This window comes from Chromobacterium sphagni (assembly GCF_001855555.1).
GTDB classification, from domain to species: Bacteria; Pseudomonadota; Gammaproteobacteria; order Burkholderiales; family Chromobacteriaceae; genus Chromobacterium; species Chromobacterium sphagni.
This window is the reverse complement of the sequence record NZ_MKCT01000030.1, coordinates 22603-48562: the sequence shown is the minus strand read 5'-3', so window position 1 is coordinate 48562 and position 25960 is coordinate 22603. Positions and strand designations below refer to the sequence as shown.

Genomic DNA, 25960 nt, shown 5'->3' with positions numbered 1-25960 from the left:
CCCAACGCCCCTTCGGCTCCAATCATCCCGACTTCAAGCTGATGATGGTCCCTGTCCTGGGCGATCAGAGAAATCAGGCCGCGCTGCGGAAAGTAAACATGCTTCGCGATGCTATCGTGCTGACAAAGGGTTTCCGCCGGAACCAGCTCCACCTGCTGGCATCGGGACAAAAAACGGTTCCGGTCATCAATGGGCAGCAATCTGAGCAGATGATTCTCGATGATAGGCAAGATGACGCTCCATTAGCACCGCATACGGAATATCCAAATTACCGAACATCGCCGATCACGACTGTTTTCTAGCGTACAAAAATTAAAATCCGCCTGATACCGCGCGGGCGAAAATGGTCTGGATTTCCATGTGCGTACCGCGCCCCGCCCATCCCTGACGCTACGGCCAATCATTTTCAAAAAAATGATTTTTCCAAAAAATACAAAAATTTAAAAACGAAAATGATTGAAAAAACGAGCAAGCTGAAATACATTCAATCATATTTTGCATCGCACAATAAATTCACCACAAGCTGTTGAAATATTTTCATTCTGTTCGGTGCCGTACAGACAATTTCCACATAACACCGCTAAAGTTCCGCAATGACTGAAATACAGACTTGCGATGAAGCTAGGGGCCAGACTGGAAAGGAAGAGAATGGGAATCTTCGCGCTGGAGCACGGCAAAGCGGCCTACATGGCCGACCATGTCATTTATGGCATATTGCTGGCCTTATTGCTGCTGACGCTTTCCACCGCCTGGACGCATGTGCCGGGGCTGGAAATGATAGCCCTGCCCTTAATGGGCCTGATTAGCTGGAGCCTGATCGAATACTTGTTGCATCGCTTTGTCCTCCATGGTTTCCAGCCATTCAAAGGCTGGCATGCGGCGCACCATACTCGGCCCCAGGCATTGATCTTCACGCCAACCATCATAAGCCTGACATTGATCGTCATGCTGATATTTCTTCCAGCCATGGCGGTGGCCGGAGCGTGGCGCGCGGGCGCTTTGACTGTCGGAATCATGGCAGGATATCTGGCATATTCGATTACGCATCATGCAATTCATCACTGGCATGCGAAAAACAACTGGTGGCGGCGCCGGAAACTCTGGCATGCGCTGCATCACCAGCAAGCCGAGCCATCGGGATACTATGGAGTAACCACCGCTTTTTGGGATCAATTGTTCAGCAAAGATCGGCGTCGTCCACGCACTGCAGTCCCAGCTCACGGCCATGAGCCGCCATGCTTGCGCTCAAACGGATTCAGGAAATTAAGGCGCCGGCTCCATTGATCAGGCCGGCGCGGCAAGTAATGCCGGAAATACTCCGGACCACCGACAAAACTCCGGCATGCCTAGCGACGGCAGCCCTGCTTGGGTTTGGTTGGCTGCTTTATGGAAAAACAGCATGGAATTACCGCGTTACCATGGCGATCTATCCGCTGGCCTTGATGATTAGCTTGATCACTTTGCCGCAAGCCGGCCAATCTGATTTTCCGCCGCCGAATCAAATTGGGCGGCGTTGAATCAAGCGCACCAGCAAAATGGCCAGCGCCACCGCCAAAAGGATATGGATAAGTCCTCCCATAGTGAAAGCGGTCAGCATACCAACTGTCCATAGGAGCAATAGAAAAATGATGATTATTTCAAACATGACATTATCTCCAGCTGCGGTTTGGCAAAACCATTTCTGCCCATTGGCAGATTGAACGCAAAGCCGCAACCATGTCTGTGCGTGGCGACACAAACCTGCCATCGGCTGAGTCGGCTGGATGTCCAGTAGCCTTCCGAGATGATGCTCATATTCAGTGCCGCTCCAATGCAGTCCGGCACAAGGAGTCCGTATGGAAATCACCGTGCCAGAACGCGCATCATTGCAGCAGAACCATATTCTGGCGGCCTTGCCCAGCGACGCTCTCGTCCGGCTGAACCCGCATATGGAAAAAGTGCCCTTGCCGCTTGGCAAGGTGATCTACGAATCGGGCGACACCCTGCGCAATGTCTACTTCCCGACAGATGCCATCGTATCCCTGCTGTACGTGATGGAAAGCGGCGCCTCGGCGGAAATAGCGGTGGTGGGCAACGAGGGCATGGTCGGCATGGCGCTGTTCATGGGCGGGGAAAGCACCCCCAGCCGCGCTATCGTGCAGAGCTGCGGGCATGCTTATCGCCTGTCCGGCCCGCGCTTCAAGGAAGAAGTCAATCGACACACCGAGCTGCTGCAGCTGATGCTGCGCTACACCCAGGCCCTGATCACGCAGATGGCCCAAACGGCGGTTTGCAATCGGCACCACACCATTGACCAGCAATTGTGCCGCTGGCTGCTGCTGTCGCTGGACCGCTTGCCCAGCAACCATCTGACCATGACGCAGGAGTTGATCGCCAACATGCTGGGAGTTCGCCGGGAAGGCGTGACCGAAGCTGCAGGAAAATTGCAGAAGCTGGGCGTGATCGCGTACAACCGCGGCCATATCACAGTGCTCGACCGCCCCAGGCTGGAGCAGATGAGCTGCGAATGCTATGCCGTGGTGAAAAAGGAAACCGACCGTCTGCTGCCCTATATTGCGAAAAACAAAAACAAATGATCAGGATGCCAATCCCGCTGAAAGCGGCTTCGCCATGGAACAAGCCCTCCCGATGGGATTCCATTGGCCTTGGCCGTGGCTTGATCATGCTGCAGGCTGGAGCTTGGCTGATCGCGGCACACATGCGTCAGCGCCTTTTCTCTTTTCTCCGGTAACTGTGCGTTGTCGCACATACCCTTTCCCGATTACGGCTTACTGTCCTAGCGTATTGCAGGAACGCGCCCTCGGCGCGCGGGCATGCAATCGCGCTCAATCAACGGGAGAAAAGCATGAACAAGAATCAGGTAAAGGGAAAGCTCAAGGAAGTCGCCGGCACCGTCAAGGAAGCCACCGGGAAGGTGGTGCGCAACAAGGAGCTGGAAGAAAGGGGACGCCAGGAGAAAATCCTTGGCGAGACCCAGGCCAATGTGGGCAAGTTGCAAGAAGACCTCAAGAAATAAAGGGCGTCATGCCGTCCTTTGCGGCCCTCCTGGACGAGCGCAAGCAGCCCGGAAGCGAGGGTCGCCGCCATCCCCCAGCCATGCCGCATGAAATGACTTGCTGATGAGAGGCGCGGCGTCCATAGGCGGCGCCGGGTCTTTCGGCCAAGATTGCGATACTCGCTGCCAATTGAGCGGGAGATGCCCATGACAGCCAGGAAAGCGGCGCTGGCAAGACCCTGGCGGCGGCTCTGGCGCCGGATCAAGGCGCATCCGCTGGCGCGGATCGGTCCGGGGCTGATCACCGGCGTAGCGGACGACGATCCAAGCGGCATCGCCACCTACTCCCAGGCCGGCGCGCAATTCGGCCTCAACATGCTCTGGACCATGCCGCTGGCCTTCCCCTTGATGGCCGCCGTGCAATCGATGTGCGCCGACATCGGCCGCGTCACCGGCAAGGGGCTCGCGGCCAATATCAAGGATGCCTTCCCACCTGCGGTGCTGCGGACGGTGGTATTGCTGTTGCTGATCGCCAATATTCTCAACATCGCCGCCGACGTCGCCGCGATGGGAGAGGTCTCCGAACTGATCACCGGCCTCAACCGCCACCTGATGACCGCCTGCTTCGTATTCGGCATCCTGCTGCAACAGATGTTTATTCCCTATCACCGCTACGTGTTCTTCCTCAAGTGGCTTACCCTCTCGCTGCTGGCCTATACCGCTGTTCTGTTCACCGTCCACGTGCCGTGGGAAGAGGTTGCGTTGCGCACAGTCTGGCCACGGTTCACTCCCGACGCCAATGCCGCGGCGGTGGTGGTAGCGGTGTTCGGCACCACCATCAGCCCCTACCTGTTTTTCTGGCAGGCGTCGGAAGAGGTCGAAGACATGCTCGCCGTCAAGGGCAGCATCGCGCTGGTCCGCGACCAACGGTCCGCAGCGCCGGAATTGCGCCGCATCCGCTGGGATACCTGGAGTGGCATGCTCTACTCCGACCTCACCGCCTACTTCATCATGTTGGCGACGGCCGTCACGCTGCACACGGCGGGCATCGCCCATATCGATACCGCAAGCCAGGCCGCCAGCGCGCTGCGGCCGCTGGCTGGCGATTCCGCCTACCTGCTGTTTGCGCTTGGCATTCTCGGCGTAGGCCTGATCGGCGTTCCCGTCCTGGCTGGTTCAGGCGCGTACGCGGTGTCCGAAGTGATGGGCTGGAAGGAAGGACTGGAGCGCAAAGTGCGCGATGCTCGCGGCTTTTACAGCATTATCGCCGTCAGCATGCTGCTGGGTTTGGGCATCCAGTACTCGCCGATCAGCCCGATGCGGGCGTTGTTCTGGAGCGCGGTGATCAACGGCGTGGTGGCGGTGCCGCTGATGGTGGTGATCATCATGCTGGTTTCCAAAAAATCGGTGATGGGCGCCTTCACCGCAGGCAGGTATCTGATCATCCTGGCCTGGATCGCAACCGTGGTAATGGGCGCCGCAGTGGCGCGAATGCTGATGCCCAGCTAGCGCGCCGCCGGACCATGGTCGCCCCCGGCGCGCTCCAGGCGGGCCCGCAGGGCCGCCAGCTCATCGAGCAGATCCAGCGCCAGCGCCACGCCTGCCGAGTCGATCTCCAGGTCACGCGACAAACGCCAAGCCATCCGCGCGCGCCGCAGCGCATCGCCGCGAAAGCGCCAGTTCTGCGGAGTGTCTCCCGACGGTTCCAATACCCCTTCCCATACCCAGCGGACTACGAACGCCTCGTCCGCATGACAGGCCTGGCATAGTTCAACAAGCGTCAGCTCCAGTTGTTCTTCCACCACAAAGCCCTGAATCGGTGCCGTCCCGTCATGATCCATGATGGCTTATCCTTTCTGCGCGCCGCGCGGATTGAAGTCGAAGGCATCCGCCATCGCCAGATAGGCTGCGCGGTCCCGCTCGTTGGCAACCGGCGGCAAGGAGATTTTCAGCGCCACGTATAAATCGCCAGGCGTCGCCCCAGGAATCCCGCGGCCTTTCATCCGCAACTGCCTGCCCGCCGCCGAGCCCGGCGGAACCTTGAGCTGGACCGGGCCATCGGGCGTCGGCGCCTCCACCGTAGCGCCCAGAGCCGCCTCCCATGGCGCCAATGGCAGCTCCAGAAATACATCCCGGCCGTCAACGCGAAATAGCGGATGAGGCCTGAATTCAATCTCCAGATACAGGTCTCCCGGCTGACCGCCGCCCGCGCCCGGACCGCCCTGTCCCGCCAGACGCAGATGCTGGCCCGCGCGTATGCCCTTGGGAATGGCCACCATCAGCGTGCGCGCCTGTAGAACGACATGCCCTTGAGCATCCTGCATCGGCATGCGCAACGCCACGCTGCGCTCGCAGCCGCGGTAAGCGTCCTCCAGATCGATCAACACCTTGGCGTGGTGATCCTGCCCGGCGCCATGAGCGTGGCTGCGCGCCGCGCCGCGCGTGCGCCTGCCAAACAGGGCCTCGAAAAAATCATCCTGATCGGCGCCGGTCTCCGGACGGAAACCGTCCCCGCTGAATTCAAAGCCGGCATCCCAGCCAGGCGGCGGCTGAAAATCCTGTCCGGCCTTCAACCCGCTGCCCATCAAATCGTAGGCCGTCCGCTTCTCCGGGTCCTTCAACACCGCGTAAGCTTCGCCGAGCTCCTTGAAGCGCGCCTCCGCCTCCGGCACTTTGCTGACATCGGGATGGAATTTGCGCGCCAGCTTGCGATAGGCTCGCTTGACCTCTTCCTGCGGGGCATCGCGCGGGACGCCCAGCGTTTCGTAAAAGTCATGGAACTTCATGGCGGCAGACTCCAAGCATGGCCTTGCTCAAATCGGGCCACCTTGGCCAGCCTCGGCAAGCTTCCATGCAATATGGCCCGTCCCGTCGCGCGCGGCCTTGCCATGGCTACAGCGGCCGCCCCTGGATAAAACGCACCAGTATCGCCACCACAGCCAGCAGCAAAAGGATATGGATCAGTCCGCCCATCGTAAAGGCGGTCAACAAGCCCAACGCCCACAGAACCAGCAGCAACACAATGATGGTTTCAAACATGGCATTCTCCCGGCGGACGTCCCGACAACGGTCGACATCGCAACGGCCAGGACGCGAAGCCCTGGCCGGGTCGGTGCGTAGGAACGCGCGCCATCATCAGGATCGTTCGGCATCGCGCAACGCCAGGACCGGCGCGGCGGCGGCCAGCCGCCCATGTCCGCACGATGCGCGACCAACACGCGCGCCAGGCTATTGCGCCGGCGCGCTGAAGGCCAAGTTGGCCGCTTTGACTGTTTTCACTCCGCGCACGTTCTGCGCCAGTTCGATGGCCAACGCCCGCTCCGCGCCGGTGTCCACCATGCCTCTCAAGGTCACCACCCCGTGCAGCGTGCTGACCGCGATATTGGAGCCGGAAACATTACTGGAATACAGGAAAGTAGACTTGACCTTTGTCGTGATCCAGCTATCGGACAATTCGGCCTTGACCCCCTCCTGCGCGCCATAGGTGGCGGCTACCGGCAGCTTGCCATTGATCTGCAGCTGATTCTCCACCGACACCACGCCGCGCGTGCTCAGGGCCAGACGGCCGGCAAAATTCCTGGACGCCTGGCTGTCAACCGTTCCGCGCAGAACCACATGGCCCCGGTCGGCCTTGACCGTGATCGGCAGCCGTTCCGTGCGCTGGCTCCAGAACAGCTTGGACTTGATGGAGGCGGTGATGGTGCTGTCGTCGATCGCTTCTCCGGCATAGGCCGATGTTTGCGGATCCTGATTGCTCTGGATCACGATATTGTTATCCACCTTGCCCACACCGCTGACGCCAAGCGCGATCTCCTTGGCCAAATCCCGGTTGACATCATCCTCCACGCTGCCGGACAAGGTGGCGGTGCCTTGCGACACGGTCACCTTGAGATTGTTGTAGCGCAGATAGGGATTCAAGGCATAAGTCGTCGCGATCTGGGCCTCTTGCCGCGCGTCGATGACTTCTTGGGAACGGGGATTGGCGATCGCCTCGCCGCATCCGGCGATCAGGGCCAAGGGAATGGCGGCGGTCAAAACAAGATTTCTGGAAGAGAGTTTCATGTGCTTCTCCACGGTGGCGCGACTCAGCCGGATTGACAGCCGGGTCGTGCGCGGGGCCATGATCGTTTAGCATCGGCGAAACGATCAGCCTCCGCCTTGCAGTACCATTGAAATCTGGCGCTTCCGGCCATCGCGCCGCCATGTCCCGGCCAGGCGCGCGGCCTGTCGCGGGGCCGGACATCCGCTCAGACTGCCGACTCAGTCAATTTCCGACTGATCGTCGTTGGAGGCCCCGTAGGCCTTCAAATCATGCTCTATCGGCTCATCGGCCGGATCGCACACCACCGGGTCGAAATAGCGATGCTCCTGAGGATGCGGCGTCGTTTCGCCCTCCGGGGAGGATTGGCCGGAAAAGGGCTTCTTATCCTGTTCGGCCTTTCTGGAAAGGTCGCTGTCGGTATCCTGTTGATTGAGTTGGTCCATGATCATGCTCCGATGAGTCCGGCCTCCCGCGACATTGCAAGACGTCGGTGCCAATACGGTGCCGGAAGCGCCGGGACATGTCGGTGCGCCATCCAACCAAACCGTTTCTTTGGACAGATTTCGCGGCAACGCGTCACCCGGCCAATGAATCATGGCGGCCGCGACTTCATCGACGGCTCCGGATCGATGAGCAACCGTCAAGAGAACGGGCGCACAAACCGCCACGCTCCGGCTTTCAGTGGCGGTCAGCCGCGCGCTGGCCTGCCTCCTTCCCAATGCCGCCGCAGCACAGGCAATGCGGATCGGCGCATGGCTGCGGATCAGGCTGCCGGCAATGCTCGGCGGGCTGCTGCGCCCGGTAGCGGCACAGCAGGAACATCCGCGCGACCACCGTCTCCCGCACCCGGAAGCACAGCCGCAACGGCTGCCCGTCAGCCTCACCCAGGCAGCGCCGCGGCAACGCCTGCAGACCGTGGTACAGGCAGGGCCACTCGGCGCTGGCGAAGCAGCGGATGTCGCGGCACGCCGTCTCGTCGCCGTCGCAAGCCGGCCGCAACCAGGCGGCCTGCACGCAGTACTCCGCCCGCGGATCGCAGCCGCGGGTCTCGAACAGCAGCGCAAACTCGCCGATGACGATGTCCGGCCCGCCAGGCAGATACGGAAACTGGCGCCGCTGCAGCTCGATGTCCAGATCCCTCCCTTCCTTCCCGCATACATCCTGCTGGAAGCGCGCCCAGGCCGAAGGAAACTCGTGGCGGATTTCCAGCAGGCTCCAGCCGTCGCCCGGCAGGTGCCGCCTGGCGCAGCGTTGCGCCTCGCAATGCAGCGCCTCGCCGCCTTCGCGCGCGGTGTAGTTCAAATGCAGGATCAGGTCGCTGAGGGTATTGAAGTCGAACAGATTATTCTCCGGCGGCAGCTCCAGCCGCCAACGGCTGACCGCGCCGTGGAACTCGAACGGCAGATAGCGTTCGTCGCGGAAGTTCAGCTCGAACAACCCGCTGTCGTTCTGGCCGCCGGAAGTGGCTATCGCCTCGCGCGCTGCATACTGGCGCAACAGCCGCGGATCGTCGCAGCAGCAGGCCTCGTAGTCGCAGCCGTCGTGGACGTCGCCGCAGCAATGGTGCGCCGGCGGCCGGGCGCTGGGATCGACGCGGGTGACGCTGCTCAGCAGAGTGAGTCGGCAATGCACACCGGTGTACGGTCCGGCGACGCAGGGCAAAGTCAGGCTGACGTTGCGGATGCGGCGCATATACATGCCAGGATAGTCGGCGTCGAACATCCATTCGGGCAGTTCGATCTCGCAATGGCCGGTGGCGCGCAATCGCAGGTAGGCCAGCGGGAAATGCAGCCGCAGCGAAAAATGCTTGGTCAACTCGTATTCGCGCAGGTTCTCGTCGCGATAGGTCTTCTCCATCCGCGCCAGCGCCAGATCCAGCCGATCTCCCGCCAACAGCCCTTCCCGCAGCGAGTCCCAGCCCTCGGTGGGAATGAAACGGCGCCAGTCGTCGCCGCGCTCCAGATGAAAAGCGCGCTGCGCCTGATGCGCCGCCTGCAGCGCCAGCTCGTAGGCCTGCCAGTACAGGCCGGTGGTTTCTTTCTGCAGGTAGAGGTACAGCGCGTCGGAACTGAACTTGTCGCGCAGGAAGTCCAGCGCCTCCCGGCCCTGTTCGATCTGCCGCTGCTGGACATTCAGCTCGCGCAACGCCTGGTCGCGCCGCCGCTGCGCGCCCAGGATCTGGCGTTCGATCTGCTGGATTTCTATCGGCAGCACCTGAGTCTGGTGCAGCCATTCGTCGGCGCGCCGCTCCCAGCCGGCATTGGTCAGGTCCAGACCGGCGGTGGCGCTTTCGATGTCAGCCACCACATTGATGATGCGGGCGATGGACTCGAACATCCCCGCCAGTTTGGTGCCCACCGGCAGCTGCACGTAGTCGGAAGTGCCGACGAACACGTCGGGAATCAGCTTGATCGCCTCCCCTATCGCCTCGATGGTGTTGCCGGCCGCGCGGGTGACCATCGCGCTGCTGGTCAGGTCCTGGTATTGCAGCTCGTCGGGGATCAGGCCATTATTCAGCAGATTGGTGTAATACAGCAGATTGGCCTGGCTGGCGGACTTGGTCTTCTGCAGCGCCTCGATCTGCCAGTCGGCGTCGCGCCACTGGTCTTGCCGCACGCTCAGCGTCAACTCCGACAGCTCGTTCTCGAAGCGGGCGTGCAGCGCGGCCAGATATTCGGCATCGCCCTTTTCGTAGGCCGACAAGAGCGCGCCGCCCAGCTCGCGCGCCTTGGCGGCGAACTGCTGCGCCTTGCCCAGCAGAAACTCGAAACGGTAAGGGCTGAAGATCTGGCAGTTGCCCCAGGGCTCCGGGCACGGCGTCAGCGCCGGGCAGCAACCATCGCCGAGGCCGGGCTCGCCAAAGTACCTCACGTCGCGATCCTCCCTGCCATTGCGCAAGCGGCGGCTGTTTTCGCAGCGATGGATTCGCGCCCGCCGGTCCGCCACCCTGTCGTACAACGCCAGCAATCTGGGATTGAGCGGCGGGAAATCCGCCGCGAAATCGCCCACCGTCATGCCATCGGCCAACGCCGCCTTCTCCGCTGTCAGCGGCAATGGCCCGAGTATGCCGGCGGCGGTGTCCATCAGCAGCCGCGCCTGCTGGAAGGCCTCAGGCGTGGCCTTGCGCAGCAGCGCATCCGCCCACTGCAGCAGCGTATCCAGCAACTGCAGCAGGATGGAGCGATTGCGTGCCACCGTGTCGTTGATGCCGGCGCTGTTGCAGCATCCCTGGCCGTTGTCCGTCGCCCCGACATGGACGCTGTCGTCGGCTTCGTCGAGCGGCTCCGCAGTCTGCTTGCAACGCATCCAGGTGTTATCCCGATGCAACGGATCGAAAGCCAGCTGCAGCCATTTTACCGCCGACTCGAACCGGCAATGCTCGCGCAGCACGCAGGCCACCGCCAGCGCCGGCGCGTACAGGCTGCCGGGAAACAGCGGCGCGCCACGGTCCGCGTACAAGAAGAACGGATACGCCGGCAGCCCGCCCGGATAGGCGATGCCGCTGGATGCGGCCGCGGCGACCAGCGGCAGAACCGCCGCGCTGTCGCTGGCAAGATCGTAGCGGAAGCCGGGGGCGCTGGGATCGTTGTAGCCGGGAGGCGGCGGCAGCGCGCCGCTGACCGAGAAGGTCAGCGAGTCGTCATGGCGGCCCAGGAACACAAAATCGGCGCCGGCCGCATCGCTCACCGGCACGCCTTGCCCGGAGCGCCGCGGCGGCAGGAACTGGCCGTTGTGCAAACGGGTCCAGGCCAGCGCCACCACCGGCGCCGCCGGCCAGGCCAAGAGCTGCGGCAGCTGCGCCGGGCTTTGCCACAAGGTGGCCTCCTGCTGCGCCGCGGCGTACAGATCATCCTGAAAGCCATACTGGAAGTTGTGCGGCTCCACGTCCGCCCCGGCTGTCGGCGCGGGCTCGTTGAATGCCTCCGCCGGCTCCAGCCAGAAATAGTATTCGTCGCTCAGCGGCGGATGCGTCTCGCCGCAGCACCGGCAGCAGCCGTCGGCCGGCGCGTCCGCTTGCGGCGCGAAAGCGTGGCCGGCCATCGGCTCGCCGCCGGCCGCTATCCGGTAGAAACGCCGGCCCATCTTCACTGCGGCCTCCAGCCAGAATGGCAAGGCGGGACCCGCCGCCTGGCTGGCCGCCACCGCCAGCGCAGCGTTGCCCGCCACCGCGGCCACGCCAGCGGGGTTGCGGGTATCGCCGCCCTGGCCGGGCGGGGCGCCAGCCAAAGGCGCAAGCCAGGAAAGCCGGCCATCGCGGTCCGGCAAACCCTGCAGCCCCAATCCTTGGCGCGGCGGAAACCGGTGCAGCCCGGAGGGCTCGCGCCTCTGCAAAACCGTCAGCCCATCATGACTGGGCGGGGCCTGATCCGGCCACCACTCCAGCCCGCCGGGAACCGCGACGGACAGCGTGCTGCGGCGCAGTTCGCTGCTCAGCAAGCGATAGGCCTCCACCTCGCCGGCCCTCGCCTGCTCCGACCATTCCATCCAGTTTTCCCGATATATCCTGCGCTCCTTGCAGCGCCGCCAGGTCTGGAAGCTGGCAAACTGCCGGTCCCACAAGCGGGCGAACTCGCCGCTCACCGGCCAGCCCGCCTCCAGCCCCAGCCGGGCGCGGCGGATGAAGTTCTGCGCGGCGCTGATGGCCTCTTCGATACGGCTGGCGCTTTCGCAGACGCCGCTGTCCACATCCAGCAGCAGCAAGGCCGACAGATCGTCCGGCGCGGTGGCGAAGCCGCTCCATGGCAGCGGCACGCGGTTATTGTTGACCAGATAGGACAGCAGCGCGGCGCGGGCGCGCTCGCGCAGGCAATCGTTGAGCCGGCGCAGCGCCAGATAGCGCTGCGGCTTGCCGTTGGCGAACTCGCCGCGCTGCGCGAAGCCCGCCAGATTGGCATTGCCGCTGTCGGTCTGGCCGGCCAGCGCGCTGCCCGGATCGTTGCAAGCCCATAGGCAGGGCCGCGCCGCGCCGGGGTCTTGCGCGGCGAAGTCATGCAGCAGTTCGCGCATCCAGCCGTCGGCATGCCATACCCGCACCGCCCAGCGGTCGTCCTGCAAATCGGCGCTGTCTATGCTGTAGACCGCGCCCGCGCTCTGGTCGAAACGCCGCAGCATCGCCTCCGCATAGTCCAGATCGACGCCGATGTGGCGGGTGAGATAGGCCGGATCCGCCGGCTGCTGCTGCTGCGCATCGTGGAACAGCAGCCACGCCGGCCGCGCGCGCGCGGCGCGGGTGGCGTCGCGCATCCGCGCGTAGTCGAATATCCGCTCCCACCAGTCGAACAGCGCCTGCACCCTCTGCGGCGAAGGCGCCACCCGGTCGTCCACACTGGCCGCCGGCGGCAGGTAGTTGTCCAACAAGGGCAGAAAGTTGAAGTCGAAGCCGGCCTCATGGCTGGCATAGCCGCCAGCGGACAGGTAATAGGACCGACCGGCGAAATTGGCTGGATTGGCCAGCATGAAACCCAGTTCGGACTGCCCGTCGTCGCTGGCAGGCTCGGCCGACAGCCCAAAGCGGCTGGCGAACAGCATGGCCTTGAACGCGCGCTGATAGGTGCGGCGGATGTCGCGCAGCGAGCTGCTGTAACGCGCGTCCAGATATCTGCCCAGCGCGCTGTCCTCCGGCAGCCGGATGCCGTGGCTGAGCGGCGCGGTCTTCTGCTGCTGATACAGCCGGCACAGCGGCAAGGCGACCCAACAATCGCAGCTGTCCGGCCCGCGGTACTTGAGCTGGAAGCCGGTGTGGAACGGTTCGGCCGCGCAGCCGCAATCGTCCAGCTCCGGCGCCGGCTGGATGAATTCTATGCTCAGCTGGTAAGCGCCGCGCTGCAGGCCCAGCTCGGACCGGGCATGCTCCTGCTGGTCTTCACACTGGTGGTTCAACACCTGCCAGCTGCGCTGGCCGCGCTGCAGGGTGACGCGCCAACGGCAAGCCTCGGCCCGCTCGAAATCCGGCGCTTCGCCTTCAGCGGTGGGCGCGCCGGCCAAGAAGCGGTAATCGCCGGCCTCCTCGATCAGCAGTACGCCGCTCCAGCGCACTGTGAACCCCTGCACTCCGCCCAACAGGCTGCCGCTGCCGTCCGCCAGCGCAAAACCGTTGCGTAGCGTCAGCTGCTGCAGCTGACGCGTCGACAGAGTGGCGTCCAGCGCCGGAATCAACAGCGGCTGCGGGCTGTTGCGGCGGTTGCGCGCCGCGTCGAACGCGCTCAGCGGCCCGCGCAGCTCGCGCCATATCGCCGCGTCGCCGCCGCTGGCGTACTCGCCCAGCAGGCCGGTGCCGGCCAGGCCCAGCAGCGCGGCAAAGCCGCAACCGTTGGGCCTGGGTTTCCAGGCGACCGGCGGCTCGGCGCCGGCATCGCTCTCCCAGGGCGCCAGGCCAGCGTTCTCATCGCCGTACAGATTGCGGATCACCATCCACGCCGCCTCGGGGCAAGCATGCTCGATGCCGGCCGCACAACCGACATGGCGCGCCAGATGCTCGGCGATGCAGCGGCAACGGACATGCGCCAGGGCGAACTGGCGCTGGAAGAATACCCAGCGCTCGGCCTCGTCGGCGGTTTCAATCAGCGCGCGCTCGGCGGCGGCGTAGTCGTCGAACAAAAAAGCGAACGGCGCCAGCGCCAGCCGCGGCAGGAAATAGACGTTCTCCACCGCCTGCCGCTCCTGAGGCATGGCCAGCGGGCTCAGGCTGGCAAGCTTGGCGATGACCGCCTCGTCGCGCAGCGGCAGCTGCGCCCACAGCTCGTGCGTAGCGGCATCGTACTGGAACGGCCCGTCCAGCGGCGTGTTCCACATCAGGGGATTGGTGCTGGCCAGCGCGGCGCGGAACTGTCGCTGCCCGGCTGCCGCGCCCAGCATATCCGGGAAGAAATGCTGGCCCAGCGCCAGCCACGGATCGACCCCGGCCAGCGGCTGATAAGCGAAATCCTCGCGCAAGCTGGCGCTCATGCGGCTCCAGCTCCAATGCGCGGCGGCGTCCGCAGCCGCCTCCGCTGCCAGCAAGGCGCGCCGCAGCCGCCATAGCGATGCCTCCGCCTCGTCGTCCGGCAAGCCAAACGGCTGATCCAGCGCTTCGTTGGCGGTCTGCAGCGGAAAAGCTTCGCCGCCATCCAGTTGGCTGTCGGCAGTGAATAGATACAGCAGCTCGCCGACCTCGAACGACGAGGCGTACAACTTGCCCAGCACCTCGGCAAACCGCAGCGTGGCGGCGGGACGGGCGTGCCACTCCAGGCCGGCGCCGGCGGGATCGAAGCCGGCCAGCCGCGACAACGGGTCCAGATTGCGCGCCAGCAGCTTGATGAACTGCGGCAGCCGCTCGCCGCAGGCGTGATGGCGCCTCGCCGCCGGACCCACGCCATGCAGCAGCTGCCGCACGGCCCAGTCCCACTTGCGCGCGCCGGGTCCCGACCACAGCGCCAGGATGTGCAGCCGGTCGGCGCCGCTGCCGGCTCCGTCGTCGCCGCGGTCGCGCAGCTCGACGTGGAAGGCCTCGTGCAACAGCAGGATGGCGGCCAACTGGCGCACAAAGTCCGCCCAACTGGCGATCGGCGACAGTACCGCGTAGATGTCGGCCAGGTCATTCATGCTCAGGCGGGTAGTGCCGCAGCACTGCAATTTGCGCCATAACCGGATGAACACGCCCAGCAAGCCCAGCCCGGCCTGGGCGGCGACGGCGCTGCCGAAAACCAGCGCGTACTGGTTGGGATAGCAGGGTTCGCACTCGGGCAGCTTGCCGTCCTTGCTCGCGCTGAAACTGAACGGCGCCACCCCGCATTGCTGCAGCTCCACCAACTGGCACCAACTCAGGCCGGTTCGGGACAGGAACGCCCCCGGCTGCGACAACGCGCGCGTCCACGGCACCTTGTTGCTGGTCGCGGCGCTGAAGCCATACCATCGCCAGCCATCGCTGCCGCGGTCCTCGCCCTGCCCGCCGGGCAGATCGCCCGGCGCCAGGCACAGATATTCCAGGGCCAGATCCAGGCTCAGCGGGTAGCGCCACAAGTGCGCCTGGAACACGGGCGGCGCCAGCGCGCTGTCGTGGACAAACTCGGTGATGTCGCGACAGAAGCGGCGCATGGCGGCAAAGCGCGAGGTGCCCAGGTGGCGCAGGTAGGAGCGGTTGACGTCCAACGGCTGCGAGTACGGCAGGTCCGGCGCGGAAAAGTCGTTCGCCAGCGCGGCATAGGCCGCCGGTGCCGCGACCGGCGTCGCCGGACTGGAGTACGCGGGCAACGCTGCGTAAAGGGTGGCCGGGTCATGGCAGGCCGGATCGCCCTCGGCGTGAGCAGGCGGGCAGCACTGGGTTGCGCACAGCGGATAGTCGTCCAGCTGGTCGCCGGCGGTGTTGTACACCACGCCCTGCGACTGGGCCGGAACGGTGGCGACCAGGCTCTCCAGGTTTTCATTGACGATGTCGATCAAGGGCAAGGGTATATCCAGATTGGCGCAACTGGCCAATAATTGCGCCAACGGCCCGCGCCGGCCGGCCAGCGCGTCGGCCAGGGTGGTCTGGCCCTTGGCCGGCGCAGCTTGAGGATTGGCGCAAGTCGCGCTGGGCGACAATTGCAGCAGTTCGTGCAGATATTCGATCCGGCCCAGCGGCGAACGGCAAGGCGCCGGCAGGCAATTGACCAGATTGCCGGGATTGACCGGCGCAAACGGCCCCGGCGCCGGCGGCGGGTTGGCATTGCCGCCGACATTGCTGAAAATGGCCGCCGCATAGTCATAGGCCACGCTACCGATCAGCGAGGTTTCGAATTCGGCCGGCGACAGCGGCAGGATGTCGGCAGCGGCGGTGAGGCCGCGGGCATACAGGGCCTCCATCACGGAAAACCCCAGTCCGGGGTCGAGTCCCAGCGGCTTGACCAGCGCCGCCAGCGCGTCCAGCGCGGTCAAGGCCTGCAGCAGCCAGGCCTGGGCATCGTCATCATCCCGCAGCAGTTGCCCTATCGCCGCCGCCATCAATACGGGATCAAAACCGTTGCCAAGAACGATGGGACCGGACGGATAGGCAGACAGCGCCTGGCCTATCCAGTCGGTGTATGGCGCGGCCAGCAGCGGCGGCGCGGCCGGATTGGCCGCGGCGTAGCTGGTAGGCTGCGCCGGCGGCGCGGCGGAGAAAAACTGCTGGATATAGATGATGAAGGCCGCCAGCCGGGCTTCGGCGCTGCCTCCGCCGGTAAACGGCGGCAACCACTGGTTGCCGGGCCAGCCGGGACTGGAGATGAAGAAAGTCCGCCAATCGGTGCTTTGCGCCTCGGCCAGCTGCGCCACGGTAGCGGGCAGCGCGCCGCCGGCCGGGGTGATTCTCAACCCCGCCAGCACCAGTTGCGTCAATGACTGCGCACCCCCTGGCGGCACATAGCCTTGCGTCAACGCCGCCAACACGAAATCCAGATATTCAACCGGATGGCTGACTGCCTCGCCGCCGGCAGGGCTGGCCGTGATCCAGAACTCGTTGATCGGATGGGCGGCGGCGTCCGGCCAGTCCAGGCCGTAGGCCAGCCAGTCGTCAAGCACGGTGGCGATATCCGCGTCCACCGGGCACCGCGGCCGCGAGTTGCTGCCCTCCACGCCCAACGCGTTCAGACGGCGCGCCGCCTGAGCCGGATTGATCTGCGCCCCGGCGCCGTTGATTTGCTCGTGATCGGTGACAGTGCCGTCGCTCACCGCCTGGGCCAGTTGCGACAACAGCCGCGCCGCCTGCTCGCCGGTCGCCATCGTAAAGCGCTGTGGAACGCTGACCTGCGGCGGCATATTGGCGGACAAGGCATAGAAATACGCCGCCGGCACGCCGAAACTCACCGGTAAGACGCCGCCCGCGGGGTTGAGCAGCAGCACTTCGGTGGAGCCCAGCGGTCCGCCGCTGCTGACGCCGGCATCCACCGGCAGCTCGAACAGCGCCTGGCTGGCCTGCAACGACAGCTGCTGGCAGGCGAACGCCGCCGCCGCCGCGTAGACGAAAGTGGTCAACAACTGGGCGTTGGCGTCCTTGGGCGCGTAATACGACGATAGCGCCCCCTGGAATTGCAATAGTTTCTGTTCTTCAGGATCGGTCAGCAGACCGGAATCGGGGGATTGGTGTACAGGTTTTCCAGGGCATCCGGCGGGCCGGGCAAGGGGCCGGGCGCGCTCCAGGCGATTTCATGGGCGATATGGCCGCATTGCTCCGGCGTCAGGCTGGCCAACGCCGGCATGGCTCCGCCGGGATCCATGCCCAGCACTGCGGCGATGGCGCCGACCAGGGTGTCGAAGGCTGGCGGCGAGCCATCGGCAGGCAGGCCGATCGCGATGCCATTGCTGGAAACGGCTGGCAGCGTGAGATAGCAGCTGGTGACGGCCAAACCCTGAAACTGGTCCGGCGTCGGCGTGCCGGCATCCATCTGCACATTGTAGAACGCCTCGCTCACCGGCAGACCGATGCCGCCGCGCGTCATCACGACGCGCAGGTTTTCCAGCGCCGTGGATGCGCTCACCGGGATCACCGCGGTGGCGACCGCGGCTGCGGCGTACACCGGACCGATTTCGACTTCAATATGCTGGACGATGCCGGTGGCCGGGTCGTAGGTCGGCGGCGCCGCATATTCCGGCGGCGCCGGCAGCGGCGCGATCGGGCTGGAAGTCGGCGCGATGAAACGCGCCGCCGGCCCCGCCGACACGCCCTGTGGAACGCTGCCGAAGGTCAGATCGAATGCCTGGATCTGCAAACCGTCGAGATACGTGGCGAAAGTGCCGGCGTCAACGGGCGCGGCGGGTGTCAGGCGAATGACGATGAGTGCAGACATGGCGTTGTGACTCCTTGCAAGCCGCGAATCATGAATCCGGCGGCGCGCCCGGCGGCAAAGCCGGGCGCGCCGCGGCCATCCCCCGTCACATATGCGACATCAAGTAGGCGAAGCCCGCCGACAAGCCGCCGACGATGGCCGCGCCGGCCAGCACCGGCACCGAAACCGGCGCGGTGGCCAGCGCCAGCACCACCGCTGCCCCGGCCATCGCGCCGTACGCCACCGCGCCCACGGTTCCCACTCCGACCGAGGCGGTGCTGCCCAGGCCGGCATCGCGCGCCGCGCCTTCAAAGGCATTGCCGGCGGGAACGCCGATCACGGCGCCGGCCAAGGCAGGCGGCGCGCCGGCCTCGACGCCGGAGAGCGCTGCCGCCCCCACCCGGGTCAAACCCATGCGCAAGGCCGAATAGCCCAGCGCTTCTGTCACGATCACCCCCTCGCCGGCGCCGGGCAACACCCTTACCCCGGTATCCGCCGCCGCGTTGCCAAGCCGCCCCAGCGTGCTGCCGGCAGGCGGCGCGGACGGCGTCATCAACGGCGGCGCCACAGAGCTGCCGCCCTCAAGCTCCGCCTCGGCCGCCGCCACCTGGGCGGCAGTCCTCCGGAGCATCGCCGCCGCCGTATTGGGCCCCGGCACCACCTGCCCGGTTTGCGGATTGACATCCGCATCGCGCGGCGTGAAGTTGACCGAACTGCCGGTCGGACGCTGCGCCACGCCTGACGGCGTCTGCACCGTCAAGTTGTCCGGATCTATCCCCAACGAGGCGACGAATCCCCTGACAACCGGGTCTCTGGCCATCCGGTAGCGCAGGCCGGCGTTGGTGCGCACCCCCGGCGCGGTGTTGCTGGTGGCGTCGTCGGCCAATGCCTTGATTTCATCGATCTCCGACAGCCGGCCGGTGAGAAAGCGGTTGGCCGCTTCGTCCGGGTCGGTGGCGATGGACACGCTGGGGCGGTTGGGCGGCGGCGCGGCCATGATGAAATTGCTCTTGCTCAGGCTGTTGGTATTGCGATCCAGCATCTGCTTGTTGGCGGGGTCGGACGGCGACCCGGCGACGCCGCCAGCCAGATTGCCGCGCACCGCGTCGATTTCGTCGACATGCAGCGCAAACGGCACCTCGCGGAAATTGCCGGCGGTGAAGTTGATCTCCTGGCCTTCGAAATCCATGCAGGTGGCGACGGTCGGGTCGCAGGCGGTGCCGCGCGAGTCGGTGTGGGCCACCGGGTTGCCGGCAGCGTAGGCGTACAGATTGATGCCGCCCTGCAGACCCACCGGGTCGCAGCTCAGCCAGCGCCCCAGCCACGGCAGGTAGTAGCGGGCGCGGTTGTAGTTGAGTCCGCTTTCTTCGTCCCGCTCCATCCCGGTGTAGCGGTAGCGTTTGGCCGCCGCCCGGATTTGCCGGTTGGCCGCCTGATAGGCGGTGCTGCCGTAGGGGTAGTACTCCTCGTAGCCGATGATCCGCGCGCTATCGTCCAGCTCCAGGCTGCTGGAGCCGAGGTGGTCGGTGAACTGGTAGCGGATCAGCCGCGCCGGAGACGGATTGGGCCGGCTCGAGAGCGTCTTGGCCTCCACCAGCGCCAGCCGCTGCTTGCCGGCCATCAGGTGCAGGGTTTCCCGCTGCAGCAATATCCGCTGGCCGTCGGCGTCGTACTCGCGATAGATTTCGAAGCCGCCCAGATAGATCCGCTCGCTCAGCCGGCTGCCGTTCTGGCGCCGGGTCACCTTGCGCACCCTGTCGCCGCCGGCGTCGTAGACATAGCAGGTGGTTTCAGCCTGCCGCCCGTCTTCGCCATCCGCCACCCGCTGCCGCGCCGAACGACGCAATTGATCCTTGAAGTCCCACTCCAGCGCCGACAGTTGCGGCAGATGGACGGCATTGCCATGGATGTCGTAGCCGTAGCGTTCCTCGTCCTGCCCTACTCTGCTGTGGCTGAGGCGATTGCCGGTTTTCTCCGGCTCCAGCTGGCTGCGCTGCGCGTAATGGTAGTCGCGCGCCCACAGCGGCTCGCCCGGACTGCCCGCCAGGCTGCCATGGCGATGCAGCAGTTGCAGGATATTGCCCACTGCGTCGTACAGGTATTCCTCGCTCCAACCGCGGACAGCCTGGGGATTCCCCGGCCAGCTCTGGCCGACCCGCGGCCGGTCGCTTGCGCTGGAAGGCTGCGGGCCGTGATTGGCCAGGAAAAACTCCCGCCCGTCGGCGGCGATCAGCCGGTAGATGGGATCGTAGACATAGTCGTGTCCCGGCTGCGCCGCGCCGCCGTCGAAATACAGCGTTTGCTGCGCACGGTCGCTGATGCGGGTGATATTGCCCACCGCATCGTAGACGTAGGCCAGGTCCTGGAAGCGCGCGCCGCCCTTGCTGGTGCTCAGCCGCAGCAAGCGCAGGGTGACGGGGTCGTAGGCGTAATCGGTCTCCGCGCCGTTGCCCAGCGCGATTCGCGTGCGCTGGCCCTGGGCGTCGTACTCGATATGGGCGACCAGACGCTCGCTGGCCGACTGCGGCTCCAGCAGGCCGGCCGGCGCCGTCGGCAGCGACAGCCAGGTATCGATCCGGCTGAGCAGGTTGGCTTCGTTGTAATCCGGACGGATGACATTGAACACGTCCCCCGCCTGTTCGCCATGCGGCGCCAGCATCTGGACAGGACGGTTGAAGGCATCGAATACCGTGCGGCTGCGGAAGACTTCGCCGCCGCGGCTCCAATCCGGCAAGGCCTGGTCGTCCAGCAGCAGCTGGCGCGCGGTGTCCGGCACGTTTCCCTTGAAATCGTAGCGCTCGCTGGTGACGATGCCCGCCGCATCGTATTGCCGGTAGACCCGGGTGAGCAGATTGCGCGCGGCGGCGTCGGGCTGGCCTTCGCCGTATTCCGTCTGCTCGAACAACGCCTCCCCCGCCAGCGTGCGCGCATCCGCCGCCGGGCCGCTGCCGGACACGTAATGCCGCAGGGGACGCCGCAGCGGATCGTAGGCGATGCGGAAGGCATGGCCACGGCTGTCCCAGGCGCGGATGGGTTTGTCGCCGGCATCGTGCAGCATCCAGCGCTCGCCGGCATCCATGCTGGCCTGATGGATGCGGTGGCCCAGCATGTCGTAGTCGTAGCGGATCACCGTCCGGCCCAGCGCATCGCGCACCGAGCGCTGGTTGCCCTCGATATCCAGCACGGTGCGCGTCGGGTATTTGCCCATGGCGCCGTTGTCGGCGATGGCGAGCACGGTGCGTCCCAGAGCGTCCATATAGCTCAGTTCGGGGGTGTCGGCGTGGGCAGCCGCCCGCCTTGCCGCGTTGCGCTCGTCCTCGCCCAGCCGGCCATCGCTGCGCTGCGCATACCAGCTGGGCAGATAGTCGGTTTCCGGCAGCAACCTGAAGTAGCCGCCGACATCCGGGTCGGCGCGCGGATCCAGCCGGGTGACCGTGTCGTTCGCGTCCCATTTCTGCAGCGACCAGGGGTCGAACACCGCTTTCTCGTAGCTGTGGTCGGGATGTAGCGTGGCCACCAGCCGGCCAGGCGGATCGTAAAGCAGAATCGAGGCGAAGCCGGTCTCGCGCAGCTGCCGCTCCGGCTCGAACAAATGGGTGCTGCTGAAAAAGGACTGGTACTGCTTGACCGGCTTGCCCTTGTTGTTGAATACGGTGCGGCCCTTGCCCACCCAGCGCACACGCGCCGGCCCGAGCAAGGGCTGGCCTTCGCCGTCCAGCAGCAGCGCGGCCGGCACCGCATCGCCGTCCGGCAGCAGACGCATGGGCTCGCGCAACGGCGCGTCTCCGCCCTCAGCCGGAATCTTGGACTGGATTTCCCGGCCGAAGCCGTCGGAGTAGGCGAACACCACCTGGATTTTCAGCGCCAGCCCCGGTTGCAGATCGCTGACATGGGTTTCCCGCGCCAGCGTGGCGGCGAAAGGCGGCTCGCCGCAGCGGCGGTAGCGGTGCAAATCGTAGACAAACCGCGTGGTGGCCCCCTTGAGCATGGCGACAGCCTCGGCGCGCGGGGTGGCGGCGAAAGCCTGCAGCCGCGCCAGCGGCGGGTCGGCGTCGCGCGCGCCGAAGCCGTCCAGCGTATCGCCCAGCCTCTCCCCTTCCTTGCCGCGCAACGCGGTCGCCACCGTCTGGCCCAGCGCATCGAAGGCGGCGAAGCTGCGGTTGCCGTTGGGGTCCACCATCAGGCGCGGCTTGAGCACGCGGTAATCGTATGCGACGCTGACGGCGTTGCCGAGCGCGTCGCGGGTGCGCAGCGGCAGCAGATCGTACTGATAGTCGATGAAGGCGTCGGCGCCGAAAGCGTTGCGCAAGCGGCGCGGCAGGAAGAAGTGCGCCAGCGCCTCCGCCAGTTCCCGGGCCGGCGTGGCGGCCGGCTCCGGATGATAGAAGCTGCGGCCTGACGGCATCCACCAGCGGCCCGGCCCGTCCAGCTCGACATAGCCGCCGAGGTCGGCGCCAGCCCCAGCCAATACCTGGCCGGGATCCGGCAGGCGCTGCGCGCCGCCGGACTCATAAACGCTGGCCAGCAATCCGGCAGTGAACGCCAGCTTGTAGCTCTCGCCGGGCAGCGCCAGCGACTCCAGACACCGCCACGGCAGCAGCCGGCTGAGGTCATTGCTGCGGTAAAGGGTGCGGATGCTGTTGACCAGACGCCGGTACAGCACCGGCAGCACCGCGCCAGCGGCGAAGACATCCTCGTACGGCAGCTCGACTGCGCCGTTGTCAGGCCGGGACAGCAACTGGCGTACCGTATCGAAGCGCAGCAGTCCGGCGACCTCCGGCCGGACAGGGCCGGCGGCGCAGGCCTCCGCCAGGTGAATCAACTCATAGCTGAGCGAAGAAGCCGGCAAGGGCGCGCGGTAGGCGTCAGCCTCGTCCAGCGCATGGGTGTAGTCGGCATTGACCAGGGTCGCCTGCAGCTGCCGCTGGCGGGCGCGGTCGGTTTCGCTCAGATGGGCGCTGCCGTCGCGGAAACGGCGGCCGTAGGCCAGCGCCAGCGATTGCCGGATATTGCCGTAGCCGTCCACCTGCAAGGTCATCGCATGAGAAACACGGGGGTCGGCCAGCCAGCGGACGCCGGCGGCGCAGCCGGCCGCGGCCGGCTCGACTGTCTCGCCGCCCCGCACCGCGAACAGCTTGCGCTCGTAATGGAACTCCAGCGCCTCGCGCGCATGGGTGAAGAACACCGCGTAGCGGTTGGGGCCGCGCGGCTGCACCGGCACGATGGTGAAGTTGGATTCGGCCACCGAATACGGCCGCGCCGATTCCGGCAGACCGTCCTGCGCATAGACCTCCTGCCGCAGCCTGGCGCCCTTCAGCGAGCGGATGGCTTCGCGAATGTCCTGCGGCGACAGGCCGGGCGGCAGCACGGTATCGTCCAACAGGATGCCGGCCTCCTCCGCCGGCGACAAACCCGGTTCGCGGTAGAACTCGCGCTCCAGCTGGCGCGACACCCGCCCGCCAGGATCCTGCGCGCCGGTGTGGTACCAGGTCCGGATCAGCACCGGCGGCGACAGGAAGGCGGGATTGAAATTAGCGGGCGGCCCTTCCGCCCCGCCTGCCGCATAGGCCTCGGTGTCGCACTGGTCCACACGGGCGAAGCCGCGGAATTCGCGCTCCAATCCGTCGTAATAGCCGTGATGGTAGCTGTAGCGACTGACAAAGCGGTTGCCGCTGATCAGGTCGCGGGTTTCCACCCGGGACACCACCTGCACCGGAAACGGCAGCCGGGTCAGCCATGGCGCGCCGGCGGCTTGGTCCGCCAGATAGAATTCCGTGGACGCCGTGTATTCCACCCGAGTTTCCGCGCCCAGATTGTTGCGCACCGACACCAGCAGATGCGGCTTGACCCCGTCCATCAGGTCCAAATACCACAAGGGGCGGCGGCTGTGCGCCGGCAGCGGCGACGACCACAGCAGGCAGGCGGTGCCCTTCCCCAGGAAATCCGCCACCGTCACCGAGCTGGCGCTATCGCAGGGCGGCATCTGCGTCAGCAGACGGGGCGCCGACAGGCTGTTGCCGTGCTGGTTCAGATAGACGCTGACACCCTCGCGGCCGCGATACAGGATGTCGGTGGCGCCGTAACCCTCGGTGTCGGCCAGCAAGATGCGCCGCTGATCGAAGCCGGCGCTGTCGTCGAACCACGGTGCCTGGTCCATTTCTACCTTGGCGCCGAAACGGCCGTAGCCGATATTGGGCCAGTAACAGACTTCGCCATTGCGGATGCGCACCAGGTCCGTCAGCCCGTCGCCGCTCATATCGGCCAGGAACACCGACTGGCTGCCATCGGCAAACACCACCCGTGGGCCGCGCTCCTCGTCCCATGGCGGGTGCTCGCGCAACTCCGCGCCGAAGCCGTCCGGCCCCAGCGACGGGTGCCACAGGTTCAACGCGACGTCGCGGGTGATCAGAATGTCGGGATGGCCGTCGCCGGTCAGGTCGATGAAGCGCAAGTTGGCGTCGCGCCAGTCCAGGTCGGGCAAGGAGGGAAACGTGCGGTACGGCTCCCAGCCCGCTGCGCGAGTTCTGGGATAGAAGCCTGGCTGCGGCGCATCGAATTCCACCAGCTCCAGATTGCCGTCGCGGTACAAATCCAGCAACTGCTGGCGTCCGGCGTTCAGCCTGGCCAGCGACGGCCGCGGCGACACCAGGCGCGCGGCCCCCAGCCGGCCATCGCCCAGATTGGGCTTGTAGAACCAGCCGCCGCCCTGCTCGGTCAGCACTCCGGCGATGCCTTCGCCGTCCAGATCCACCCAGCGATAGCGCGACGGGTCGACGCCGGCCGGCAGATGGTCCAGGCTAGCGGCGTCCACCGCCCGCACCGGCAACACCTCCTGCCGCGCATCGTCCAGCGGACTGCGGGAATAATCCAGCTCCAGTTCCGGCAGCGAGCGTTTCAGATAGGCGCCGCCGGGTCTGATGGCGAAACCGGACTGCGTCGCGCCGATGAGGAAGGAGCCGCGCGGCGTCTCTCGGTAACGGAAGTCGGCGCTGCGCGCCAGATAGTCGGGCGTGGCCAGTTCTTCGGCGAAATGATGCAGCATCAACACCCGGCGGCACAGCCGGTAGCTGCGCACTTCAAAGCCTGCGCGGTAAACCGAGAATGGATCGGCCCGCGCCGGCCACCCCCGGCCGGCGTCCGCGCCGGGCTGCAGCGCGGCGTGGCAGTCGCCGTCCGGCTGGCCCTGCTCCTGATAGCGCTCTTCGCCGTAGTCGAACAGCACTTCGAACATCCAGTCGGCGGCGGCAAACGCGTCCAGCGTCAACCGCGCGGCGCGAAAATCCGGCGCGCCGGGGTCCAGCATCAGCGGCTGGCGGTTGCCATAGCGGACCGACTTGAGATAGCGGTTGGCGCCGCGCGCGCGATTACGCTCATTGGCCTGCGCCGGATCGACGTTGTCGGCGTTTTCCGCCGCATAGCGGTAAACCATGGCGTTGCCCTTGCCATCCACGCTATGGCAGATCAACCAGCTGAAGATGCGCCGCGGATCGGCCGGATCGGCGATCCGGCTGTGCGCGTCGATGCCGTACCAGGTCATCACATTGTCGCGGCTGATGCTGCGCCAGTGGACATCGCCGTCGCTCAACCGCGTCCAGCGCTCTATCCGCGAGAACAGGCCCTCGATGCGTGGCCGGTAGCGCCGGATCCGGTAGCCATCGCGGATGGCCTCGTCCAGCCCGCCTTGCGGCGGCAGCGTCGGCACTAGGTCCTCCGCTCCGGACAGCAGGAAACTGTCCGAATCCTCCGCGTCGAGGTAGCGCGGCAGGCCTTTGTCGGTGCGGCGGGAAATCATCGGCAAGGACAATTGCCAGCCGATGCCGAAGGGGCCGTTGCCGCCGCCGGAATCATAAGATAGCGACAATTGCGGACTGACGCCGCCGCGGCCGGGGGAGATCGGAAGGGGCAAGGTCAGCGTGCCGGTGCCGCTCACCGGATTGGTCGCGAACGTCTCGCCGATGCCGCGCATCGCGCCGCCGCCCTTGGGCAGGTCCAAGCCTGGCGCGCGGACCAAAAAACCATCGTCTTCCCCAGGGGAAGCGTCTGGCGCAACAGGAAACGATTCCGGCATATACCCTCCTGCAAGCCGGCATGCCTTGACATGCCGCGCTTCATGGACAGGTTTCACCCCTCAATGACGAAATCATCCTTACGGCGCAATCCGCA

13 protein-coding genes and 1 pseudogene are annotated in these 25960 nt (G+C 65.7%); 4 read left to right on the top strand and 10 right to left on the bottom strand.

Annotated elements, in window-relative coordinates; all coding sequences use genetic code 11:
• A pseudogene (locus tag BI344_RS24905) lies at positions 1-230 on the bottom strand (Crp/Fnr family transcriptional regulator); the annotation flags it as partial.
• 418 nt (positions 231-648) lie between these two features.
• Between BI344_RS24905 and BI344_RS13370 the strand changes: the two are divergent.
• The gene (locus BI344_RS13370) at positions 649-1284 is read left to right on the top strand and encodes a sterol desaturase family protein (RefSeq protein WP_071113396.1); all 636 of its coding nucleotides are present in this window, start codon (positions 649-651) and stop codon (positions 1282-1284) included.
• A 214-nt stretch (positions 1285-1498) separates the two neighbouring features.
• Here the strand turns inward: BI344_RS13370 and BI344_RS24015 are convergent, their stop codons facing one another.
• Positions 1499-1645, bottom strand: a complete 147-nt coding sequence (locus tag BI344_RS24015) for a lmo0937 family membrane protein (protein ID WP_139167021.1) — start codon at positions 1643-1645, stop codon at positions 1499-1501.
• A gap of 190 nt (positions 1646-1835) precedes the next feature.
• Between BI344_RS24015 and BI344_RS13365 the strand changes: the two genes are divergently transcribed.
• The 3 genes from BI344_RS13365 (at position 1836) to BI344_RS13355 (ending at position 4504) form a co-directional block, all read left to right on the top strand.
• Entirely contained in the window at positions 1836-2576 is a 741-nt protein-coding gene (locus BI344_RS13365) for a Crp/Fnr family transcriptional regulator (RefSeq protein ID WP_071113395.1), read from the top strand.
• 269 nt (positions 2577-2845) lie between these two features.
• Complete coding sequence (locus tag BI344_RS13360) at positions 2846-3016, top strand: CsbD family protein (RefSeq protein ID WP_071113394.1); 171 nt, start codon at positions 2846-2848, stop codon at positions 3014-3016.
• Positions 3017-3202: 186 nt separating this feature from the next.
• Positions 3203-4504, top strand: coding sequence for an NRAMP family divalent metal transporter (locus BI344_RS13355; protein ID WP_071113393.1), 1302 nt, complete (start codon positions 3203-3205; stop codon positions 4502-4504).
• Here BI344_RS13355 and BI344_RS13350 read toward each other — a convergent pair.
• The 8 genes from BI344_RS13350 to BI344_RS13320 form a co-directional block, all read right to left on the bottom strand.
• Positions 4501-4836 carry a chaperone modulator CbpM gene (locus tag BI344_RS13350; RefSeq protein WP_071113392.1) on the bottom strand — a complete coding sequence of 112 codons (336 nt, stop codon included), beginning with the start codon at positions 4834-4836 and terminating at the stop codon, positions 4501-4503. The genes BI344_RS13355 and BI344_RS13350 overlap by 4 nt on opposite strands.
• 6 nt (positions 4837-4842) lie before the next feature.
• On the bottom strand, positions 4843-5781 hold the full coding sequence (locus tag BI344_RS13345) for a DnaJ C-terminal domain-containing protein (protein WP_071113391.1): 939 nt from the start codon (positions 5779-5781) through the stop codon (positions 4843-4845).
• A 106-nt stretch (positions 5782-5887) separates the two neighbouring features.
• Positions 5888-6034 carry a lmo0937 family membrane protein gene (locus BI344_RS24010; protein WP_139167020.1) on the bottom strand — a complete coding sequence of 49 codons (147 nt, stop codon included), beginning with the start codon at positions 6032-6034 and terminating at the stop codon, positions 5888-5890.
• 189 nt (positions 6035-6223) lie between these two features.
• The gene (locus BI344_RS13340) at positions 6224-7057 is read right to left on the bottom strand and encodes a BON domain-containing protein (RefSeq protein WP_071113390.1); all 834 of its coding nucleotides are present in this window, start codon (positions 7055-7057) and stop codon (positions 6224-6226) included.
• Positions 7058-7255: 198 nt separating this feature from the next.
• Positions 7256-7480 (bottom strand): hypothetical protein, encoded by a 225-nt coding sequence (locus tag BI344_RS13335; protein ID WP_139167019.1) that lies wholly within the window; start codon positions 7478-7480, stop codon positions 7256-7258.
• 235 nt (positions 7481-7715) lie between these two features.
• The gene (locus BI344_RS13330) at positions 7716-17066 is read right to left on the bottom strand and encodes a Tc toxin subunit A-related protein (RefSeq protein ID WP_071113388.1); all 9351 of its coding nucleotides are present in this window, start codon (positions 17064-17066) and stop codon (positions 7716-7718) included.
• A 23-nt stretch (positions 17067-17089) separates the two neighbouring features.
• Entirely contained in the window at positions 17090-17818 is a 729-nt protein-coding gene (locus tag BI344_RS13325; RefSeq protein ID WP_071113387.1) for a hypothetical protein, read from the bottom strand.
• A gap of 85 nt (positions 17819-17903) precedes the next feature.
• Positions 17904-25865: a SpvB/TcaC N-terminal domain-containing protein gene (locus BI344_RS13320; protein WP_083370209.1), complete on the bottom strand. Its 7962-nt coding sequence runs from the start codon at positions 25863-25865 to the stop codon at positions 17904-17906.
• Positions 25866-25960: the final 95 nt, after the last annotated feature.

What these genes read in the sequence shown, in the direction of transcription:
- BI344_RS13370 (WP_071113396.1), top strand. Translation starts at nt 649, where the DNA reads ATGGGAATCTTCGCGCTGGAGCACGGCAAAGCGGCCTACATGGCCGAC.
- BI344_RS24015 (WP_139167021.1), bottom strand. Translation starts at nt 1,645, where the DNA reads ATGTTTGAAATAATCATCATTTTTCTATTGCTCCTATGGACAGTTGGT.
- BI344_RS13365 (WP_071113395.1), top strand. Translation starts at nt 1,836, where the DNA reads ATGGAAATCACCGTGCCAGAACGCGCATCATTGCAGCAGAACCATATT.
- BI344_RS13360 (WP_071113394.1), top strand. Translation starts at nt 2,846, where the DNA reads ATGAACAAGAATCAGGTAAAGGGAAAGCTCAAGGAAGTCGCCGGCACC.
- BI344_RS13355 (WP_071113393.1), top strand. Translation starts at nt 3,203, where the DNA reads ATGACAGCCAGGAAAGCGGCGCTGGCAAGACCCTGGCGGCGGCTCTGG.
- BI344_RS13350 (WP_071113392.1), bottom strand. Translation starts at nt 4,836, where the DNA reads ATGGATCATGACGGGACGGCACCGATTCAGGGCTTTGTGGTGGAAGAA.
- BI344_RS13345 (WP_071113391.1), bottom strand. Translation starts at nt 5,781, where the DNA reads ATGAAGTTCCATGACTTTTACGAAACGCTGGGCGTCCCGCGCGATGCC.
- BI344_RS24010 (WP_139167020.1), bottom strand. Translation starts at nt 6,034, where the DNA reads ATGTTTGAAACCATCATTGTGTTGCTGCTGGTTCTGTGGGCGTTGGGC.
- BI344_RS13340 (WP_071113390.1), bottom strand. Translation starts at nt 7,057, where the DNA reads ATGAAACTCTCTTCCAGAAATCTTGTTTTGACCGCCGCCATTCCCTTG.
- BI344_RS13335 (WP_139167019.1), bottom strand. Translation starts at nt 7,480, where the DNA reads ATGGACCAACTCAATCAACAGGATACCGACAGCGACCTTTCCAGAAAG.
- BI344_RS13325 (WP_071113387.1), bottom strand. Translation starts at nt 17,818, where the DNA reads ATGTCTGCACTCATCGTCATTCGCCTGACACCCGCCGCGCCCGTTGAC.
- BI344_RS13320 (WP_083370209.1), bottom strand. Translation starts at nt 25,865, where the DNA reads ATGCCGGAATCGTTTCCTGTTGCGCCAGACGCTTCCCCTGGGGAAGAC.